Genomic DNA, 18,432 nt, shown 5'->3' with positions numbered 1-18,432 from the left:
GAATGGCTAAAATTTTGATCGTGGACGATGACCCGCATATTCGCGAATTGGTGCGGGTCTTTCTGGAAGAGGCGGGGATGGAAACCGAAGAGGCTATCGACGGCCTGGACGCCTTAAGAAGGCTGGAACAGAGCAAGTCCGATCTGGCGATTCTGGATGTCATGATGCCGAACCTGGACGGCTGGGAGCTATGTCGGGAATTGCGACGCTTGTACGAGATGCCCGTGTTGATGCTGACGGCCAAAGGGGAGACGCGGCAGATCGTGAAGGGCTTCGATTTGGGCGCTGACGATTATCTCGTCAAACCTTTTCAACCGGCGGAGTTGGTGGCCCGGGTCCGGGCGCTGCTGAAAAGATATCAGATCATCGCTTCCCAGTCGGTGGAGATCGGGAATCTCCGCATGAACCGGCGGACATTTGAGGCCGGAACCGCCGATGAAACGTATCATTTGCCGCTGAAGGAGTTTGAGCTTCTGTTCCGCCTCGGCAGCAATTCGGGCAGAACGTTGACAAGGGAACAACTGATTGAGGAAATTTGGGGATATGATTACGAAGGAAACGAGCGGACTCTGGACGTTCACATCAACCGGCTCCGGGAGAAGTTTCCCGAAGAGAAGCACGGATTCCGCATCCGGGCGGTGCGCGGCCTTGGTTACCGGCTGGAGGTGAACGGAGGTTGAATTCCCGGGTACGCCATGCGCTGAAGCTAACATGGAAAGTGATCAGCCAAACGCTTCAGTTGGCGGGGATGATTCTCAGTCTGGCCGTATGCTGGACGGGCGCCACTTATATCAGCCGATATTTGTATCGGTATGTGGGAACCCCTTCGGCTTATTTTGCGCAACTGATCGACGTTATTTTGGGCGTCACGATTTTTATCATTTGTTTGTCCGTCCTGGCTCTGTATTTTCGGCATAAAGAGCTGGCTTTGCTGGCCGCGATTATCGACGCGATGCGGCGGATTTCCAAAGGGGACTTTTCGGTCAAGCTGGATTTCCCGACCCGACAGTCGGAATTTCAGACAATCGTGGAAAGTATTAATGAAATGGCCGGCGAACTGAATCGGATGGAGACGATGCGCCAGGATTTTATCTCCAATGTATCCCACGAAATTCAGTCGCCTCTAACTTCGATCCAAGGATTCACCGCGGCTTTGAGGAATTCCGCCCTGCCGGTGGACAAGAGGAATCACTACCTCGATATCATCGAACGGGAAAGCCGCAGATTATCGCAGATGAGCGAAAATCTCCTGAAACTGTCGTCGTTGGAGAGCGACCGGTCCGATTTCGAGACCAGCCGCTTCAGAGTAGACCGCCAATGGCGAACCGTCGTGCTGGCCAGCGAGCCGCAATGGCTGGCGAAGGAGCTTCAGGTGGATCTGGAGCTTGAAAAGGTCGAGGTCGAAGGAGTCGAGGATTTGCTCGGTCAGGTATGGGTAAACCTGCTGCATAACAGCATCAAGTTTACGCCGAACGGGGGAAGAATCGGCATTTCTCTGACAAAGGCCAATGACAATGCCGTGATTCGAATCTCGGACTCGGGGATCGGGATTGGCGAAAAGGATCTGCCGCATTTGTTCGAACGCTTTTATAAGGCCGACCGATCCCGGAATCGCAGCGACGGGGGCAGCGGTTTAGGGTTGTCGATCGTCAAACGGATCGTCGATATTCACCGGGGAGATGTCGGCGTAACATCGGCTCCGGAAGAGGGGACGAGCTTTACGGTCCGGATTCCCTGCCATTGGGCCGACGGACCCGAAGTTCGCCGAAAGAAAGGCTAAAGCCGCTTCGTAATCACTTCGTCATCCTTTTTTAACCTTTTAGTTGGTTTTTGAGCTTTGACGCCATGGTATGATGTTATAGAGTGAAACTAGCATGCGTTAAAAAGGATGAGTATAAATTATGAGCAAACGGATATTAATCGTGGATGACGATGAGAAAATCGCGAAACTGATAGAAATTTACATGCTGAATGAAGGCTACACCGTACACCGGGCGGATAACGGGCTGTTAGCCCTGGAGATGATGGAGAAGGAAGCGATCGATCTGGTCGTGCTGGACGTCATGATGCCCGGACTCGACGGGATATCGGTGTGCCTGAAAATTCGGGAAACTCGAACGACCCCGATTCTGATGTTAAGCGCGAAGGACGGGGACATGGACAAAATTACCGGCCTGATGACGGGGGCGGACGATTACATGGTCAAGCCGTTTAATCCGTTGGAATTGGTCGCCAGAGTGAAATCTTTGCTGCGGCGTTCTTCGTACTCGGCGACGCCGCCGCAGGCTCCACAGGATCACTTGATCAAGCTGGGTTCCCTGCAGATCGATAAGGAGACGCATACGGCGGCCGTCGACGGCCGCCCGGTCAAGCTGACCCCGATCGAATTCGGCATTTTGTTCCTGCTGGCCAGTCATCCCGGAAGGGTGTTCGGATCGGAGGAAATCTTCGAGCTGATCTGGAAGGATAAGTATTTCGAAAGCAGCAACTCGGTCACCGTGCATATCAGCCGGCTCCGGGACAAGCTGGAAAAGGAAATGGACGGGGAGAAGCTGATCCGCACGGTATGGGGGGTAGGCTACAAAATTGAAGGCTAGTCTCCGTTTTTTGGCCTGGCTGTTCTGGACGGTCGTGGCTTCGCTGGCGTCTTTGCTCGTGCTGGTTCTTTTGGCGCGGGCGTTCTATTTGTTTTACCCCACGGTGACATTCTATACGTTTATCTATTGGGTCAACCGCAATATCGGTTTTCCCGACGCCTATTACCTGTCAGGCGTTCCGCTGATGCTGCTGTTTGCGTTATATTTCTATCGGCGTTCCGTGCGCCGCCATGAGCAAAAATACCTTAAGCTGCTGATCGAGGAAGTGCATAAAATCGAGGAAGGTTCCGCCTCCAAAATTCCGGTGGAGAATGTCGGGCAGCTCGGACAGCTGGCCACGGACATCAACCGGATGCTTGAACGGCTCCGCACTTCCATGGAGGAGGAGCGAAGGGCGGAACAGACTAAAAATGACCTGATCACGAATGTTTCGCATGATCTGCGGACGCCGCTGACTTCGATTACCGGTTATCTGGGCTTGATTGAACAGGACCGCTACCGGGACGAGGTGGAGCTCCGATACTATGTCAATATGGCGTATGAGGAATCGCTGCGCTTGAAGCAGCTGCTGCAGGATCTTTTCGAATATACCCGGATGCAGAACAAAGAGATGAAGCTTCACAAGAGCCGGATTAATCTCGCGGAAATGCTGTACCAGATATCCGCCCATTTCGGATGGCAATTGCAGGAGAGCGGGATGGAATGCCGGTTGTTCTTCAGGGACCAGCAGGGGTTGTTTGTCATCGGAGACGGCGACAAGCTGCGGCGGGTATACGAAAACCTCATCACCAACGCCATCCGTTACGGCAGTGAAGGCCGTCTGCTGGACATTCGCGGCTGGGTCGACGGCAATGAAGTCGTTACGGAGATTATCAATTACGGCGAGCGAATTCCGGAATCGGATCTTCCGCATTTGTTCGACCGGTTTTATCGCGTGGAGAAATCGCGCGCCGCTCATACCGGAGGTTCCGGGATCGGCCTGGCCATTGCGAAACATATCGTGGATTTGCACGACGGCGTCATTTCCGCCGATAGCGATGACGACCGGACCGTATTTACGGTCCGCTTAAAACAAGAGAGTGCCGAGGCGGCGCTCCATCCCCGAACTTAAACACAAAGGCTGGATCAAGGATAACCTTGCATCCGGCTTTTTTTATTTCGCGGGTCCCCGTTCTGCCGATAATCCACCTGGTGAAGTGAACGAAAAATCCACCTTTTAAGGAAAATGCATTGAAATCTTAAGATAATCTTAAGGTTTTCTTAGCCGTGGCGAAAGCTATGGACTTCATAATAAAGAGGTATACTACGGAGTTCGAGCAATCTGAAGGAGATGTCGGCGGGTTTGAAGAGGACAAAATGGATCATCGGATTGCTTGTCTTTACATTGATTCTGATGGCGGTGGAAAAGCAGCCGTTGGAACAGGTACGGGAAAAAGGGGCGGCGCTGGTTGCGCGGGTCGAGGAAAAAATCCGCAGCCTTCGCCATTCCGACATCCCCGGGCTTGAGGGTGACGCCGTGCTGGTGATGGACCGGAACACGGGTAAAGTTATATACAGCGAGCAAGCGAAAAAAAGAATGTACCCGGCGAGTACAACGAAAATATTAACGGCTTTAATCTTGCTGGAAAAGAGCCGTCCGGATGCAACGGTCACGGTTGGGAATGAAGTGCTCCTGCTTGCCGCGGACGAAAGCTCGGCCGGGCTCGTTCCGGGGGAAACGCTGACGGTGAAAGAGCTTGTGGCGGCGATGCTGCTCCCTTCGGGAAACGATGCGGCCAGAACGGCGGCGGCCTATGTGACGCGGCTGGAAACCGGGAAGGAACCTGGGCCGGAGGAAGCGAACGCTCTGTTCGCCGAGTTGATGAATAAGCGAGCGAAGGAGATCGGGGCTAAACGAAGTCATTTCGTCAATCCGCACGGAATGCATGATCCGCAGCATTACACGACGGCCTATGATATGGCGCTGATTGCGCGGGAAGCGATGGATAACGCCGAGTTTCGGGCGATCGTATCGGAAACCCGCTACGTTGCGGCATCCGACGCACGGTACGTCCGGCCATTTGAAAATCGCAATAAACTGTTGAACCCCGGGGAGGATTGGTACTTTCAAGGCGCCAACGGCATCAAAACCGGGTACACCGAAAAAGCAGGCTACTGCCTCGTCGGCTCGGCCGTTCAAGACGGGAAAGAGCTGATTACGGTGGTGCTGCATTCCAGCGAACAAGGCGTATGGTCCGACACCGTCAAGCTGCTGGAGTACGGCTTCAGAAATTGAGGAGGTTCATCATGAATAATTCATCCATGGATTTAATCTACCGTGAATATAAAAATGACGTTTACCGGTATCTGTTCTATTTGTGCCGGGATCATCACAATGCCGAGGATCTGATGCAGGAAACGTTCTGCAGAGCCTGCGGGAAGCTGAACGAGTTCGAAGGAAAGAAGACGAAAGCCTGGCTGCTCCGGGTGGCCCACAACGCATATATCGACCGGCTGCGCAAAGAGAGCCGTTCCTCCTCATACGAGAACGAGTTCTTTTACAATGTCGCGAGCGAGGATACGCCCGAGGAAAGCTTAATTTCCGTGGAAAGCCGTGAGGAGCTGTTGAAGATGCTTTCCCTGCTTCCGCCGAATCAACAGCATGCCGTGTTGTTGTATGATGTCCATGGCTTTACATACCAGGAGTCGGCTGACCTGATGGGCGTGGCGCTCTCCCATTTTAAAATTTTGCTGTATCGGGCCAGACAAAGATTGCGGAAAGAAAAACAAACGGCATAATTCCTTTATACACCGGGCCGGGAGCGAATTCTCCCGGTCTCTTTGGCATGCCCGCACACGTTTGGATACGCTTTTAAGGACGTTTTAAAGTCGTTGTCTTTTAATCGGACGCCGCCTACCATGGAAACTGTAAAACCATAGCCGTAACAGTATTCAACGATCTAATGAGGTGATGGGATGAAAACGGTAACCGAACTGGAAGATGCGCTCAGCACGCCTTCCGAACGATTGATCGGGGATTTGGCGGGATTGGACGGGGACATCCTTGTTTTAGGGGTCGGCGGAAAAATGGGGCCAAGCCTGGCGAAGCTGGCCAAACGGGCCTTGAAGGCCGCGGGTAAACCGGGCAGTGTCATCGGCGTGTCGCGGTTCTCCTCGGGCGGGTTGCAGCAGGAACTTGAAGCTGAAGGCATCGAGACCATTGCGGCCGATTTGTTGTCGGAAGAAGCGTTAAAACAGCTTCCGGACGCGCGGAATGTCATTTACATGGCCGGCAATAAATTCGGTACGACCGGAAGGGAGTATTTCACCTGGGCGATGAATGCCTATCTGCCTGGACGCGTCGCCGAAAAATTCAAGGATGCCAGGATCGTGGCTTTTTCCTCCGGAAATATCTATCCGTTCACCCCATTATCCCGGGGGGGCGCCACGGAACTGACGCCGCCTTCGCCGGTCGGCGAGTATGCGCAGTCCTGTCTCGGACGGGAACGGGTCTTTGAATATTTTTCCCGAAAAAACGGGACACCGCTGTTGAACTTCCGGTTAAACTACGCCATCGATCTGCGCTATGGCATTCTGCTGGAGGTAGCGAGCGCGGTGAAGGAGGGCCGGCCGATCGATTTAAACATGGGCATGGTCAATGTCATTTGGCAGGGAGACGCGAACGAAATGGCAATCCGGTCTCTGCTGCTTTGCGATTCGCCGCCGGTCACGCTTAATGTGACGGGACCGGAAACGGTGTCGGTCCGCTGGCTGGCCGAACGGTTCGGTGAGATGCTGGGAACCGAACCGGTATTGGTCGGCGAAGAGGGTCCGACGGCTTTGCTCAATAACGCCTCCGTCAGCCATCGGCTGCTCGGCTATCCCCAAGTGACGCTGCGGCAAATGATGGAGTGGACGGCCGGGTGGGTGGACTCGGGCGGCGAAACCTTGGGCAAGCCGACGCATTTTCAGGAAAGGGAGGGGGCGTTCTGATGAATGCGGTCAAGGAACTAAGCCGGGAAGCCCGCGAGCTGCTCATGGGCGGCACCGTCATTCCCGCGCACCCGCTTGCGCTCGATGCTTCCCGCCGGTTGGATGAGGCAAGGCAGCGGGCGTTGACGAAATACTATCTCGCTTCCGGAGCCGGCGGGATCGCGGTGGGCGTACACACCACGCAATTTGAAATCCGGGAACCGCAGATTGGGCTATATGAACCGGTGCTGCGGCTTGCCGCGGAGGAGGTGAGCGCGGCCCATCTGGACCGGCCCTTTCTAAAGATCGCCGGCATCTGCGGCCCGACGAAGCAGGCGCTCGCCGAGGCGGAGCTGGCGGCCTCGCTCGGCTACGAGCTCGGGCTGGTCAGCATGGGCGGCTTGGACGATTGGAGCGAAGAACAGCTGCTGGAACGCGTGCAAGCGATCACGGAGGTTATACCGGTGTTCGGTTTTTATTTGCAGCCAGCGGTCGGGGGGCGTCTGCTGTCTTATTCCTTCTGGCGCAGCCTGGCGGATCTTCCGGGCGTTGCGGCGATCAAGATCGCTCCGTTTAACCGCTATCAGACCCTGGATGTCGTGCGGGCGGTTTGCGGATCGGAGCGGCGGGACGAAATCGCCTTATACACGGGCAATGACGACAACATCGTGGCCGATTTGCTGACGAAGTACACCTTCCGCTTCGGCGGTGTGACGGTGGAGAAGGAGATTGTCGGCGGTCTCCTCGGCCACTGGGCGGTTTGGACCTCCAAGGCGGTCGAATTGCTGGAGGAAATTAAAGCGCTGCGGCGTGAAGGGGGAAACGCGGCGATTCCCCTTGAGCTGCTGACGCGCGGTCAGGAGATTACGGATGTCAACGCGGCGCTGTTTGATCCTGCGCATCGGTTTCGCGGCAGCATCGCGGGCATCCATGAAGTTTTGCGGCGTCAAGGGTTGCTGGAGGGCCGCTGGTGCCTGAATCCGCAAGAGGAGTTGTCCCCCGGTCAGTTGGAGGAAATCGACCGGGTCTATGCGGCTTACCCGCATCTGAACGATGACACGTTTATCGGCCGTCATCTTGATGCGTGGCTGGAAGGAGCGAAACGATGAAGTCGTCGGCGACAAGAGAACGCCGCTTTTTTTGGGAGCCGCGGGATCGCGGTTTTATCGTGTCAACGGTAATGAAGGAGTGGCCAGATGAAGTTCGGGAAGTTTTGCATCGGGCCGATCTGGCGTGCGAACGCACTTTTATTTTTACCCATCGCTGGGACATGGAACGCTGTGAGACGGAGGTAGAGTTTCCGGACGGCATCGATTGGACTTACCGGTACCGAGGGGACATCGAATGGATGGTCATGCTGAACCGGGCCCGTTATATGAGCGAATTGGGGCAGGCTTACTGGCTGACGGAGGACGAGAAATATGTGCGGGGCTTCATCAGCTTGATGAAAGATTGGCTGAAACAAAACCCGCTCACGGAACAGGAGGTTCGGGCCAGCGCGGACCGGGCTTATAATGTGAAGGATACGTGGCGCAAGCTGGACAGCGGTATCCGGATCGCCAACTGGTTGAAGGGATATCACTGCGTCAACGTATCGGCGTTGTGGCGGGACGAAGAAGAAGAATTGTTCCGGGAAGCCGTTAAGCTTCACGGCATGTATCTAAACATCGCCTACACCCCGCATGACCGGCAAAGCAACTGGGGGTTCCTGGAGACGAACGGGTTGTTCCAAATCGCCCTGCTGTATCCGGAGCTGGACGTTTCGGAAGCCTGGCTGGACACAGCGGTAAAGCGGCTTGTCGAGATGTGCGCGGTACAGGTGTTCGAGGACGGCATGCACAACGAGCAGTGTACCATGTACCACCATGAAGTACTGCATTGCCTGTTCGAACCGGTTTGGCTCGCCGAACGGAACGGGATTGAACTGCCCGCCGAGTTGAAGCGGACGCTGCAACGGATGTACACGGCCTCCTTGGCGCTGATTCAGCCGGACGGCCGCCAGCCGATGCTGGGGGACAGCGACGGGACCGATATCCGTGACGTGCTAAGTCGAGGCGCCGTCTTGTTCGGCCGAGGCGATTTAAAAAGAATGGGGTATGCTACGCTTGATTATGAAGGTATATGGTTCTTCGGCGAATCGGGTTACGATCGCTATGCACGAATTCAGACGGCAAACCCGCCGTTCGACTCTCTGGAACTCCCGCAAAGCGGTTATGCCGTGATGCGGACCGGCTGGCATCCGGAGGCCGGTTATTTGCTGTTCGACGCCGGACATATGGACGCCATCCGGGCGCATGGCCATGACGACCTGCTGCATATCAGCCTGTTCGCGGGCGGCCGGGAGTTTCTGACCGACCCCGGTCGATACACGTACATGGAGGATGAATTCAGGCGTTATTTTAAGGAATCCTTGCAGCATAACACCGTAGGCGTCGACGGAGCCACCATTTCCACCTACCTCGACTCCTGGAAATGGGACGAAGTGGCGAATCCGCTGGATCGCTGGTGGTCGGCGACCGATTCCTTCGACTACGTCCAAGGCAGCCATGACGGCTACTTCCGTCTCGAAGACCCGGTACAGGTCCGTCGGCAAATTTTGTTTGTCAAACCGGATTATTGGATTGTCGTCGATACTTGCAAATCGCGGGAGCCGCATGACTACACATTGCCGTTTCACTTTGCCGAAGGCTTGGAAGTCCGGCTGGAAGCGGATGGAAGTGTGACGGCGGCGGACACCGACAAGGAAACCGCTTTGCGGATTATCCCGGTATTGCCGGCTGACGAGAAAATCGAATCCGCCTGGGTGTCGCGTCATTACAATCGGAAAGAGCCTACCGTCAGAGCGGTGTTTACGCAAACCGGAAGCGGACTTACCCGATTCGTGTCGCTGCTGTATCCGCAAAAACTGCGGGAAGAGCAGGCACCTCAGATTGAAACGATCGAGGTGCTGGACAGCTACGGACAACCGATTTCTTCCGACAAGGTTACAGCCATTTCCGTCCGGCGGGGGGAGAAGCGGGAGTATGCGGTCTTTTCCCATCAAGGGGTCCGCGGATATCGGTTTGCCGGAAACCATCTTACAGGCGAAGTGCTGCTTGTCAAGGAAGACGGGACCGGGGGAGCGCCGCAAACATATTTGGTAAAAATCTAGAATACGGTCTTATTAAGGACGTTGACCTTTAATTCCGGTTCCCTTATTTTAGGGTTAAGTTCACAAATTAGACACATCAAGGGAACGATTTAAAATTTCGGAGGAGAGAAATCATACCTGACATGTTTTGTTAGCGCTTTATTTTTTTAAGGATCATCATTTATGGGGGGTCATGCGATGAAAGGCAAGCTGAAATCATGGGGAACCTTACTGCTCAGTCTGACACTGGTAACGGCTATGCTCCTGACGGCGTGTTCCGGCGGGAATGGAGGGAAGTCGAACGGAGGAAATGCCGAAAGTCCCGGAGCGGGCGGGGATGACAAGGGGAAGGCGGAACAGGCGGAAAAAGTGGAACTCAGGCTTGGCTTCTATTCCTCGGCCCAGTCCGACGACAAAATGCAGGAGCTGATCGACAAGTTCCAGGTGAAACATCCGAATATTACGATTAAAACGGAATCATCCCCCTATAATCAGTTTTTTCAAAAGCTGGATACGCAAATCGCCGCCGAAAGCGCCCCGGATCTCTGGCTCTCCGACGGCGTGCTCGTTCCGAAGTACGCGGAGCGCGGCGTGCTGAAAGACTTGACGCCCCTCATCGAACAAGACCTGAACAAAGACGATTACTTCGGGCTGGATTTCAACAAGGATGCGAACGGGAAGTATTGGGGGGTTCCGCAAGGCATTCAAATCGCGGTCCTATATTATAACAAGGATATGTTCGATGAGGCCAAAGTGGAATATCCCACCGCCGATTGGACCTGGGACGACCTGAAGAGCGCCGCCGAGAAGCTGACGAAGGATTCCACCGGAAAGTTTGCGACCGACCCCGCTTTCGACAAGAACAAGATCAGCCAGTACGGGTTGACGTTCTTCAGCATTACGGAAGGCTGGATGACGGTACTCAAGTCGTTCGGAGGAGGCGTACTGGACGAAACGTTGACGAAGTCGGTGATCAACAGCCCGGAAAACAAAAAGGCGCTGGATTGGATCGTCGACGGCATGAACCGGGAACTGTTGACGACGCCTTCGGATCTCAAGAGCTTCCAGAGCAATATGGCTCCGTTTCCGAGCAAAGCGGCGGCCATGCGGATCGGCATCTACGCCCGCACGATCGACGCCAACGCGGCCGAACTGAACTACGATGTAACCATACTGCCTAAGGGGCCGGAAGGGAAGCGGTTCTCGCCGGTGATCGCCAACTCCTGGGTGATCAATAAAAAGGCGGAAGGCGCCAAAGGCGACGCGGCTTGGGAATGGATCAAATATTGGGCCACCGAGGACGAAGTACAGAAGGAATGGGCCTCCCTCGGCGAAGCGGTTCCGGTTAAAAAATCGGTCGCCAATTCCAGCGAGTTTTTAAGCGGCAAGCCCGAAAACAAACAGGCGTTTCTCGACAGCTTCGAATTCGCCGGCACCCTGGACGTCAACGCCGTCTGGAGCGAATGGGTCGGCAAATTCAACGACAACATCAACCGGGCGTTCGAAGGAGAGGTTCCCGTCGACGAAGCTTTAAAGAAGGCGGACACCGAAGTACAGCAAGTGCTGGACGAATTCTACAAGAAATAGAAATAACGCCACAAAGCGCCGTTCACTAATGGCTGGCCTGGTCGGGGCTCCGCCGTCAAGCAGCTCTCGGCAAGAGGACTGCGGCGGAAGTCCCCGCCCTCCAAATCGCTAACAGAAAGTGTGATGACCATGGTGGAAAATACGGAAACTGTCTTGTCAAAAAGAACGGGCGGCGATCTGCCGGCCATAAAGCGGAAAAAACGGCTGGATAGCGACGGCAAGTGGGGCCTCCTGATGGTGACCCCTTATCTTGTTCACTTTATCGTTTTTGTGCTGGGCTCTTTGCTGGCCTCGCTATACTTCAGTTTCTCGGACTACGATATTCTGAACCCGCCGAAATGGACGGGGCTGGACAACTACGCAAAACTGTTTAATGAGTCCGTATTTTGGAAAGCGCTCTGGAATACCGTTTATTTTACCATTTTGTTCGTCCCGCTTCAGACGATCCTTGCCCTCATTCTTGCCGTGGCCTTAAATCAGAAACTACGGGTGCTGAAGCTGTTTCGGCTGGCGCATTTTCTGCCCGTCATCTCTTCCTGGACCGTTATTATGTACGTGTCGGACGCGATCTTCAATCCCCGGTTCGGGTTCGCCAACGCGTTCCTGATCAAGCTGGGCCTCGATCCGCAAAAATGGCTGCAGGATGCGCATCTCGTCATTCCGCTGCTGGTGATGATCGCGGTCTGGAAGGGCATCGGCTATATCATGGTGATTTTCCTTGCGGGGCTGCAAAATGTGCCGTCCGATGTGTACGAAGCTGCGGAAATCGATGGGGCCGGGACCTTGCGGAAATTCCGGCATATTACCGTTCCGCTGATTTCCGGAACGACCTTTCTCGTGCTTATTCTAAGCACCATTTCCACGTTTCAGGCGTTTGAGCAGATCTATGTCATGACCGGCGGAGCGATGGACGCTTCTTCCGCGGGAGGGCCCAACAAGGCCAGCCTGGTGCTGATGATTTATTTGTATCAGGAAGGATTCTCGTTCCTGCGGATGGGTTACGCCTCGGCGATCGCTTGGGTACTGTTCGTGATCCTGTTCCTGCTGACGGTGGTTCAAGTCGTGCTGCAAAAAAAATGGGTGCATTACGAATGAGTCCAAAGAGAAAGGAGGGAACGGTATGAAGATAAACCGGATGCGAAAGATCGCCGGGTATACGGTGATTATTGCCAGCTCGCTCATCATGACCTTGCCGTTTTTAACGACGATTTTCAATTCACTGAAATCTTACGCCCAGTACACCCGCGTACCGCCGGAGTGGATTCCCAATCCGGTCAAGTGGGACAACTACGCCGAGGTATGGAAATTGGGTCCCTTCGGACAATACACGACCAATAGTGTCATCGTAACCGTGCTGTCCGTCATCGGGGCCTTGCTCTCTTGTTCGATGGTGGCCTACGCGTTTGCCAGATTGAGATTTCCCTTAAAAAACACGCTGTTTCTCGTTGTGCTCGGCACGATGATGATTCCTCCGGTGGTGCTGATCATTCCGCAATTCGTCATCTTCAAGTCGCTGCATATGCTGGATACGCTCACTCCGCTCTGGCTGATCGAATGGTTGGCCCAGCCTTTCGGCATCTTCCTGATGCGGCAGGCGTTCCTCGCGATCCCCAAAGATTACGAGGAATCGGCCAAGCTGGACGGATGCAATCCGTTTCAGATCTACTGGCGGATCTTTTTGCCCATGTGCAAGCCGACGTTCGCGACGCTGGCCGTGTTTACGTTCATGACCAAATGGAATGAAATTTTGTCCCCGGCTATCTTCCTGACCTCCAAGGAGAACTTCACCTTGCCGATTGGGATTTTGTCCATGGCGGGGCAATGGTCCGGCAATGAGCAGTACATGGTGGCCGCCGCGCTGATGAGCCTGATCCCGATCCTGCTCGTGTTCCTGTTCGCGGAGAAATATTTTGTGCAGGGCAGCAACTCCGCCGGGATTAAGTAACCCGAGGACGTTGTGCCAGGGCAGCAACTCCGCAGGGATCAAGTGACCCGAGGAAATCCGGCCGGGGGGTGGCTTCACCTGGGAAATGAGCACGGTGTTGCACTAAAACTCTAACATGGGGGGCGCCTATTTAAGACTTTTCGTCTCGGCGTAGCGGGTTAAACTGGCGCGCAGGATTAGATCTAGCCGCTATCTCTGACCGATTCGGTTCCACGAGAACCATAGCGGCCAAAAAAGGCCTAATTACCGGCGTTGCATGAACACGATGCTGCCTATCCGCTATCTCACTTGCCGCCCATTTCAATAGCGGCATTTTAGGCCGTTATTTCGGCCAAATTCGCTTTCACTGCCAAAATAGCGGCCAAAAAGGGTCTTATTTTTCCGATGTGAGCCCAAAAATCGGTTTTCTGCCCGCTTTTCCCAAAAATAAGGCCTTTTATGACCTCTATTTCTCCCCGAAGAGCCAAATTCGACAAAATAGCGGCCCAAAAGACCCTTATCCACCGGCCCGGATTCAAAGAGAGGTGGTCACAGCGACTAGATCCCTCGGGTTAATGCAACAATAGTGCCTCGAAGGCCGAATTCGATAAAATTACGGCACAAATGCCTCTTATTTGCCTCCCCAGGCTGTAAAAGGGTATCGGGCAACACCAGAAAGGTGGATTCTATTGATCTGAAACTGCAGGAGTCAAGGAGGAATCAGGAACGATTAGGAACGATCGTGAACGAGTCATCAACTTGCTAGTTCCGAACAGAAAATATGAACAAGGCATTCCATGCAAGCAGGGTTGTCTGATGAAGCACTAGAGGAGGGAACGACATGAGATATCGCGTAGCTCTGATCGGCGGCGGCATCATCGCGCGCAATCATCTGGACGCGGTGGGGCGGCTCGACAAGCTGGAGGCGGCGGCCGTGGCCGACACGGACGAGGGCAAAGGGAGAGCGCTGGCGGAGGAATACGGCATCTCCTACTACCGCGATTACCGGGAAATGGTGCTGCGAGAAAGGCCGGATATCGCCGTCATCGCGCTTCCGCATTACTTGCACGCCCCCTGTGCGGTATGGTGCGCGGAGCAGGGATGCCACCTGCTGCTTGAAAAGCCGATGGCGCTCAATACCGCGCAGTGCGACGATATTTTGGCCGCGGTTAAGCATGCCGGGGTCAAGCTGATGGTGGGACATACCCAGCATTACAAGCCGGCCAATATACTGGCCAAACGGCTGATCCAAAGCGGTGAGCTCGGGCGGCTGCTGGCGATTCACGACACGCGGCATCAGTACTATTACCGGGATAACCGGCCCGGATGGTTTTTGGAAAAGGAAAAATCCGGCGGCGGCATCCTGATGAATCTTGGCGCCCACTCGATCGACAAGGTTCAGTGGCTGACCGACAGCCGGGTCCGGCGAGTCAAAGCCAAAGTGACCTACGAAGGCCCCCGGGGGGATGTGGAAGGCAGCGGCTGTCTGTTTTTGGAAACGGACAGCGGCCTGTGCGCCGTCATCTTACAGTCGGGGTATGAGGGGGTGGCGCGGGACGAGACGGAGCTGATCTTTACCCGGGGGATGGCGAAGCTGGTTTCCTCCGAAGGACTTTGGGTGAGCGTAGGCGGGAAATACGAACAGGTGCAGCCTCTCCCTGAGGAAGACCCGTTTATATTGCAGTTCGAGGATTTGCTGCGGGCCATCGAACTGGGCGTGGAGCCGGACAGCAGCGGCGAATACGCCAGGTCCGTGATCGCGGCGTTGGAGGCCGTTTATACATCGGACCGGACGGGGGTGGAGCAGGATGTTGGACCATAGCGAGGCGGATGGCTGGAACCGGGGGAAAGAGCCGGACCTGAAGTTCAGCTTCTGTTCTACGGGGCTGAAAGAAGAACCCTTGGAAAACGTGCTGAACTTGGCGGAGGAAATCGGGCTGCAGGGGGTCGAACTTTGGGCCGGGCATATCCGGGGCTTCCTGGACGGCGGCGGTTCCCTCAGCCAACTGCGCACGCTGCTGGAACAGCGCCGGCTCCACGTTCCGGCGATTAGCGAATACACCTGTTTCTCCAAGGGGAAGCAAGAATCGGCAAGTGAGCTCAGACGTATCCGAACGGCCGCCGTCTGGGCGCGGGAGCTCGGCTGCCCGCGGATCCGGAGCTTCGCCGGACATCGGCCGTCCCGCTCCGTCCTCGCGGAGGAATGGGACGCGGTCGTCTCCGGCCTGACGGAAGCGGCCAAGATATGCCGCTCCGAGGGAGTCCGGCTCGCGGTGGAGATCCACAACAATACGCTGGCCGATACGGCCGAAAGCCTGGCGGCGCTCGTCCGCGACATCCCGGCTCCCGGCATCGAACTGATTTACGACGGATTTAATCTGTTCGTCGACCATCTGGACCCGGTGCCGGTCCTGAAGCGTTTTTTTACTGACATCGGCCATGTTCACTTCAAGGATTACCATTGGAATCATGAGGACTGGAGCCGGAGCGAGCCGGTGCCGATTTTTCAGGGAGACGCCGACCATAAAACGATTTTTCGGACGCTACTGGAATTGGGGTATGGCGGCTTTATTTCTTTCGAGTACATGGGAAACACGGACCAGGTGGTCAGCAACACGAAAAGGTCATTGGCCGAAATTCGACACTTTGCCATGGAGCAACAACCGGAACGGAACGGATAAGAAGCGGGAGGTGGCGGATGATGACGATCAAGCTGCGGGTCGCGGTGATCGGTCCCTTGGATTTGGTGGAAACGGTGTTGGAGTTCGGGTATTTTTTTGCGGAGCTGGCGATGTTTCCGGCCCCATACCGGCATGAACGGGAAACGCTCGAGATCATCGACCGGGTGAGGGACAAGGCGGATATTCTGCTGTTTACCGGGCCGATACCTTACCGGATCGCGCTCGCGGCCGCCCCCGATAAACCGATGGTGCATGTGTACTATTCCGGAACCGCCCTTTACAAGGTGCTGTTCGACTTATACCGGCACGGGGTTCAGGGGCTGGAAGACCAATTGCGTATCAGCGTGGACGTCCTGCAGCGCAAGGAGGTGGAGGAGCCGTTAAACGAACTCGGTCTGCCGGCCCGAGACCTGCACGTCATTCCGTATGAATTCGGCATGAGCAACGAAGAGCTGGTGGCTTATCATCACGGGCTGTGGGAACAGGGGCGGGTGTCGGCGACGGTCACCTGCGTAACCTCGGTCTATCACCGTTTAAAAGAGCTGGGTGTGCCGGCCTACCGGGTGGTACCGACCCATTCGGCGATCCGCGACTGTCTGAACCGGGCTCTTCTTGAGGGAAAAAGCCTGCGTTTTTGCAGTTCACAGATCGCCGTCGGCATTATGAATATCGACAATTTTGCCAAAGTGGCCAAGGAGGCTTCCTCCGAATACGAAATTCAGCGCAAGAAGATCATCCTTCAGCAAATTCTCGTGGACTTCGGGGAAGAGACGCAGTCGCTGATCAAATGGAGCGATTCGAATGAGGTTTCTTTCGTGACGACGCGAGGCATCATCGAGCAGGTGACCCGCAAATTTCAGGACGCCCCCCTGCTCCTGGAAATCCTGGAACGGCTGCAGTGGCATGCCAGCATCGGAATCGGGATCGGACGCACCGCAAACGAGGCCGAGGGGAAAGCGCGGGAAGCGCTGATGAAAGCCAAATCGGGAGGGGGCGGCAACTGCTACTTGATCATGCAGGACGGAATCGTATACGGTCCGATGGGTTCCGAAATGACGCTGGAATATTCGGCCCGTAGCGAGAACCCCGAGCTGATTTCGATGGCGAAAAAAGCCGGGCTCAGCGTCGGAACGATCAACAAGCTGATGTCGCTGTGCCGGCGTTTGGGAACGTCCACTTTCACGGCCTCGCAGCTTGCCGAGGGGTTCGGCATTACCCTTCGCAGCGCAAGGCGCATCATGGCCGCGCTGGAGCGGTATGAAATGGCCAGCATCGTCGGGGAGGAGCAGCCGGCGGGCCGGGGACGGCCTAGGCAGATTTATACTCTGAATCTGGAGGAAGCGCACTATGATTGAAAGTAATTTTCGAGAGCTGGCCGTCGCCCATAGGGATGAAATCATCTCGGTGCGCCGGCATCTGCACCAGTATCCCGAGCTGGGCTTCCGGGAACAGCTCACCTCCGCGTTCGTCGCCGACGCTTTGACGCGGCTGGGATTGAGCGTGCGGCAGGGCGTGGCCGGGACAGGGGTCGTCGCCCTGCTGGAAACGGGACGGCCGGGTCCCTGCCTCGCCGTGCGCGCCGATATGGATGCGCTTCCGTTAACGGAGGCGACGGGCCTGCCCTTTGCTTCGCAGCATGACGGCGTGATGCACGCCTGCTGCCATGACGGGCATATGGCCATGGTGCTCGGCGCGGCCCGGATGCTGACCGCCGCCCGGGAGGAGTTGTGCGGGACGGTCAAGTTCATCTTTCAGCCGGCCGAGGAAATGCTGGGCGGAGCCCGGCATATGGTCGAGGCCGGCGTGCTGGAGTCGCCGCGCGTGGACGGCATCGTCGGCCTCCATCTGTGGCCGGACCTGGCGACCGGGCGCTTCGGCGTCCGGCCCGGGACCGTGATGGCGAGCATGGACCATGTCGACATCACGGTCCACGGCAAAGCCGGGCACGGCGCCGCCCCGCATCAGGGCGTCGACGCCATTCTGGCGGCCGCGCATGTGCTCGCGGCGCTGCAGGCGCTGGTCAGCCGCGAGAGCGATCCCGCCGAGCCCGTGGTGCTCAGCATGGGCTCGATTCGCGGCGGCAGCCTGCCCAACATCATCGCGGATCGCGTCGAGATCCGCGGCACCGTGCGCGCCGTCAGCAGCGAAGCGCGCGAGCACATGCAGCGCCGGATCGCGGCGCTGGCCGAGGCGGTCGCCGGCGGGCTGAACGCCCGGGCCGAGGTCGCTTACGAGCTCGGCTACCCGCCGACCGTCAACGACCCCGGCCTGATCCGGCGCGCCGAAGCCTCCCTCCTGAACCTGTTCGGCCAGGAGGCGGTGGCCCCGCTGGACCGGTCCCCGATGACCAGCGAGGATATGGCGTTTTACATGGAGCAAGTGCCCGGCGCTTTTTTGCTCGTCGGCGCCAAAGGGGCGGGGGAAGGAAACTACCCGCTTCACCACCCGCAGATGACCATCGATGAGCGGGCGCTGGAGTACGGCGCGGCTTTTCTGGCGGAATTCGCCCGGGATTTTTTGCGGACCCGCTGAAAAAACGGGTCTTTCGGGCAGGACAGTTCC

At 56.2% G+C, this 18,432-nt stretch carries 16 protein-coding genes; all 16 read left to right on the top strand.

From position 1 onward, the window contains the following. The first annotated feature begins 2 nt into the window (after positions 1–2). The 16 genes from FRY98_RS00580 (at position 3) to FRY98_RS00505 (ending at position 18,402) form a co-directional block, all read left to right on the top strand. Positions 3–680: a response regulator transcription factor gene (locus FRY98_RS00580; protein ID WP_148449706.1), complete on the top strand. Its 678-nt coding sequence runs from the start codon at positions 3–5 to the stop codon at positions 678–680. Continuing rightward, positions 677–1,780, top strand: a complete 1,104-nt coding sequence (locus tag FRY98_RS00575) for a sensor histidine kinase (protein WP_225040737.1) — start codon at positions 677–679, stop codon at positions 1,778–1,780. Before FRY98_RS00580 ends, FRY98_RS00575 begins: the two co-directional genes overlap by 4 nt. 121 nt (positions 1,781–1,901) lie before the next feature. Beyond that, the gene (locus FRY98_RS00570; protein ID WP_148449705.1) at positions 1,902–2,597 is read left to right on the top strand and encodes a response regulator transcription factor; all 696 of its coding nucleotides are present in this window, start codon (positions 1,902–1,904) and stop codon (positions 2,595–2,597) included. Continuing rightward, on the top strand, positions 2,587–3,708 hold the full coding sequence (locus FRY98_RS00565; RefSeq protein ID WP_148449704.1) for a sensor histidine kinase: 1,122 nt from the start codon (positions 2,587–2,589) through the stop codon (positions 3,706–3,708). Before FRY98_RS00570 ends, FRY98_RS00565 begins: the two co-directional genes overlap by 11 nt. 231 nt (positions 3,709–3,939) lie before the next feature. Further along, positions 3,940–4,872, top strand: coding sequence for a D-alanyl-D-alanine carboxypeptidase family protein (locus FRY98_RS00560; RefSeq protein WP_170286989.1), 933 nt, complete (start codon positions 3,940–3,942; stop codon positions 4,870–4,872). Positions 4,873–4,883: 11 nt separating this feature from the next. After that, positions 4,884–5,375, top strand: coding sequence for an RNA polymerase sigma factor (locus FRY98_RS00555; RefSeq protein WP_148449702.1), 492 nt, complete (start codon positions 4,884–4,886; stop codon positions 5,373–5,375). Between the two features lie 177 nt (positions 5,376–5,552). Beyond that, on the top strand, positions 5,553–6,569 hold the full coding sequence (locus FRY98_RS00550; protein WP_148449701.1) for an NAD-dependent epimerase/dehydratase family protein: 1,017 nt from the start codon (positions 5,553–5,555) through the stop codon (positions 6,567–6,569). Continuing rightward, complete coding sequence (locus tag FRY98_RS00545) at positions 6,569–7,657, top strand: dihydrodipicolinate synthase family protein (protein ID WP_148449700.1); 1,089 nt, start codon at positions 6,569–6,571, stop codon at positions 7,655–7,657. Before FRY98_RS00550 ends, FRY98_RS00545 begins: the two co-directional genes overlap by 1 nt. Beyond that, entirely contained in the window at positions 7,654–9,699 is a 2,046-nt protein-coding gene (locus FRY98_RS00540) for an alginate lyase family protein (RefSeq protein WP_148449698.1), read from the top strand. The genes FRY98_RS00545 and FRY98_RS00540 overlap by 4 nt, the downstream gene beginning before the upstream one ends. A 177-nt stretch (positions 9,700–9,876) precedes the next feature. Then, positions 9,877–11,265 (top strand): ABC transporter substrate-binding protein, encoded by a 1,389-nt coding sequence (locus FRY98_RS00535; protein ID WP_148449696.1) that lies wholly within the window; start codon positions 9,877–9,879, stop codon positions 11,263–11,265. A 153-nt stretch (positions 11,266–11,418) separates the two neighbouring features. Further along, positions 11,419–12,360: a carbohydrate ABC transporter permease gene (locus tag FRY98_RS00530; protein WP_225040732.1), complete on the top strand. Its 942-nt coding sequence runs from the start codon at positions 11,419–11,421 to the stop codon at positions 12,358–12,360. A 25-nt stretch (positions 12,361–12,385) separates the two neighbouring features. Further along, positions 12,386–13,210, top strand: a complete 825-nt coding sequence (locus tag FRY98_RS00525; protein ID WP_148449692.1) for a carbohydrate ABC transporter permease — start codon at positions 12,386–12,388, stop codon at positions 13,208–13,210. Between the two features lie 820 nt (positions 13,211–14,030). Beyond that, the gene (locus FRY98_RS00520) at positions 14,031–15,011 is read left to right on the top strand and encodes a Gfo/Idh/MocA family protein (RefSeq protein ID WP_148449691.1); all 981 of its coding nucleotides are present in this window, start codon (positions 14,031–14,033) and stop codon (positions 15,009–15,011) included. Next, positions 14,998–15,870, top strand: coding sequence for a sugar phosphate isomerase/epimerase family protein (locus FRY98_RS00515; protein WP_148449689.1), 873 nt, complete (start codon positions 14,998–15,000; stop codon positions 15,868–15,870). The genes FRY98_RS00520 and FRY98_RS00515 overlap by 14 nt, the downstream gene beginning before the upstream one ends. Positions 15,871–15,887: 17 nt before the next feature. After that, entirely contained in the window at positions 15,888–17,225 is a 1,338-nt protein-coding gene (locus FRY98_RS00510) for a helix-turn-helix domain-containing protein (protein WP_225040730.1), read from the top strand. Next, on the top strand, positions 17,218–18,402 hold the full coding sequence (locus FRY98_RS00505; RefSeq protein WP_148449687.1) for a M20 metallopeptidase family protein: 1,185 nt from the start codon (positions 17,218–17,220) through the stop codon (positions 18,400–18,402). The genes FRY98_RS00510 and FRY98_RS00505 overlap by 8 nt, the downstream gene beginning before the upstream one ends. The last annotated feature ends 30 nt before the right edge of the window (positions 18,403–18,432 follow it).

Origin of the sequence: Paenibacillus faecis (genome assembly GCF_008084145.1) — a bacterium.
Taxonomy (GTDB): Bacteria; Bacillota; Bacilli; order Paenibacillales; family Paenibacillaceae; genus Fontibacillus; species Fontibacillus faecis.
This window is presented reverse-complemented; position numbering and strand designations above follow the sequence as displayed.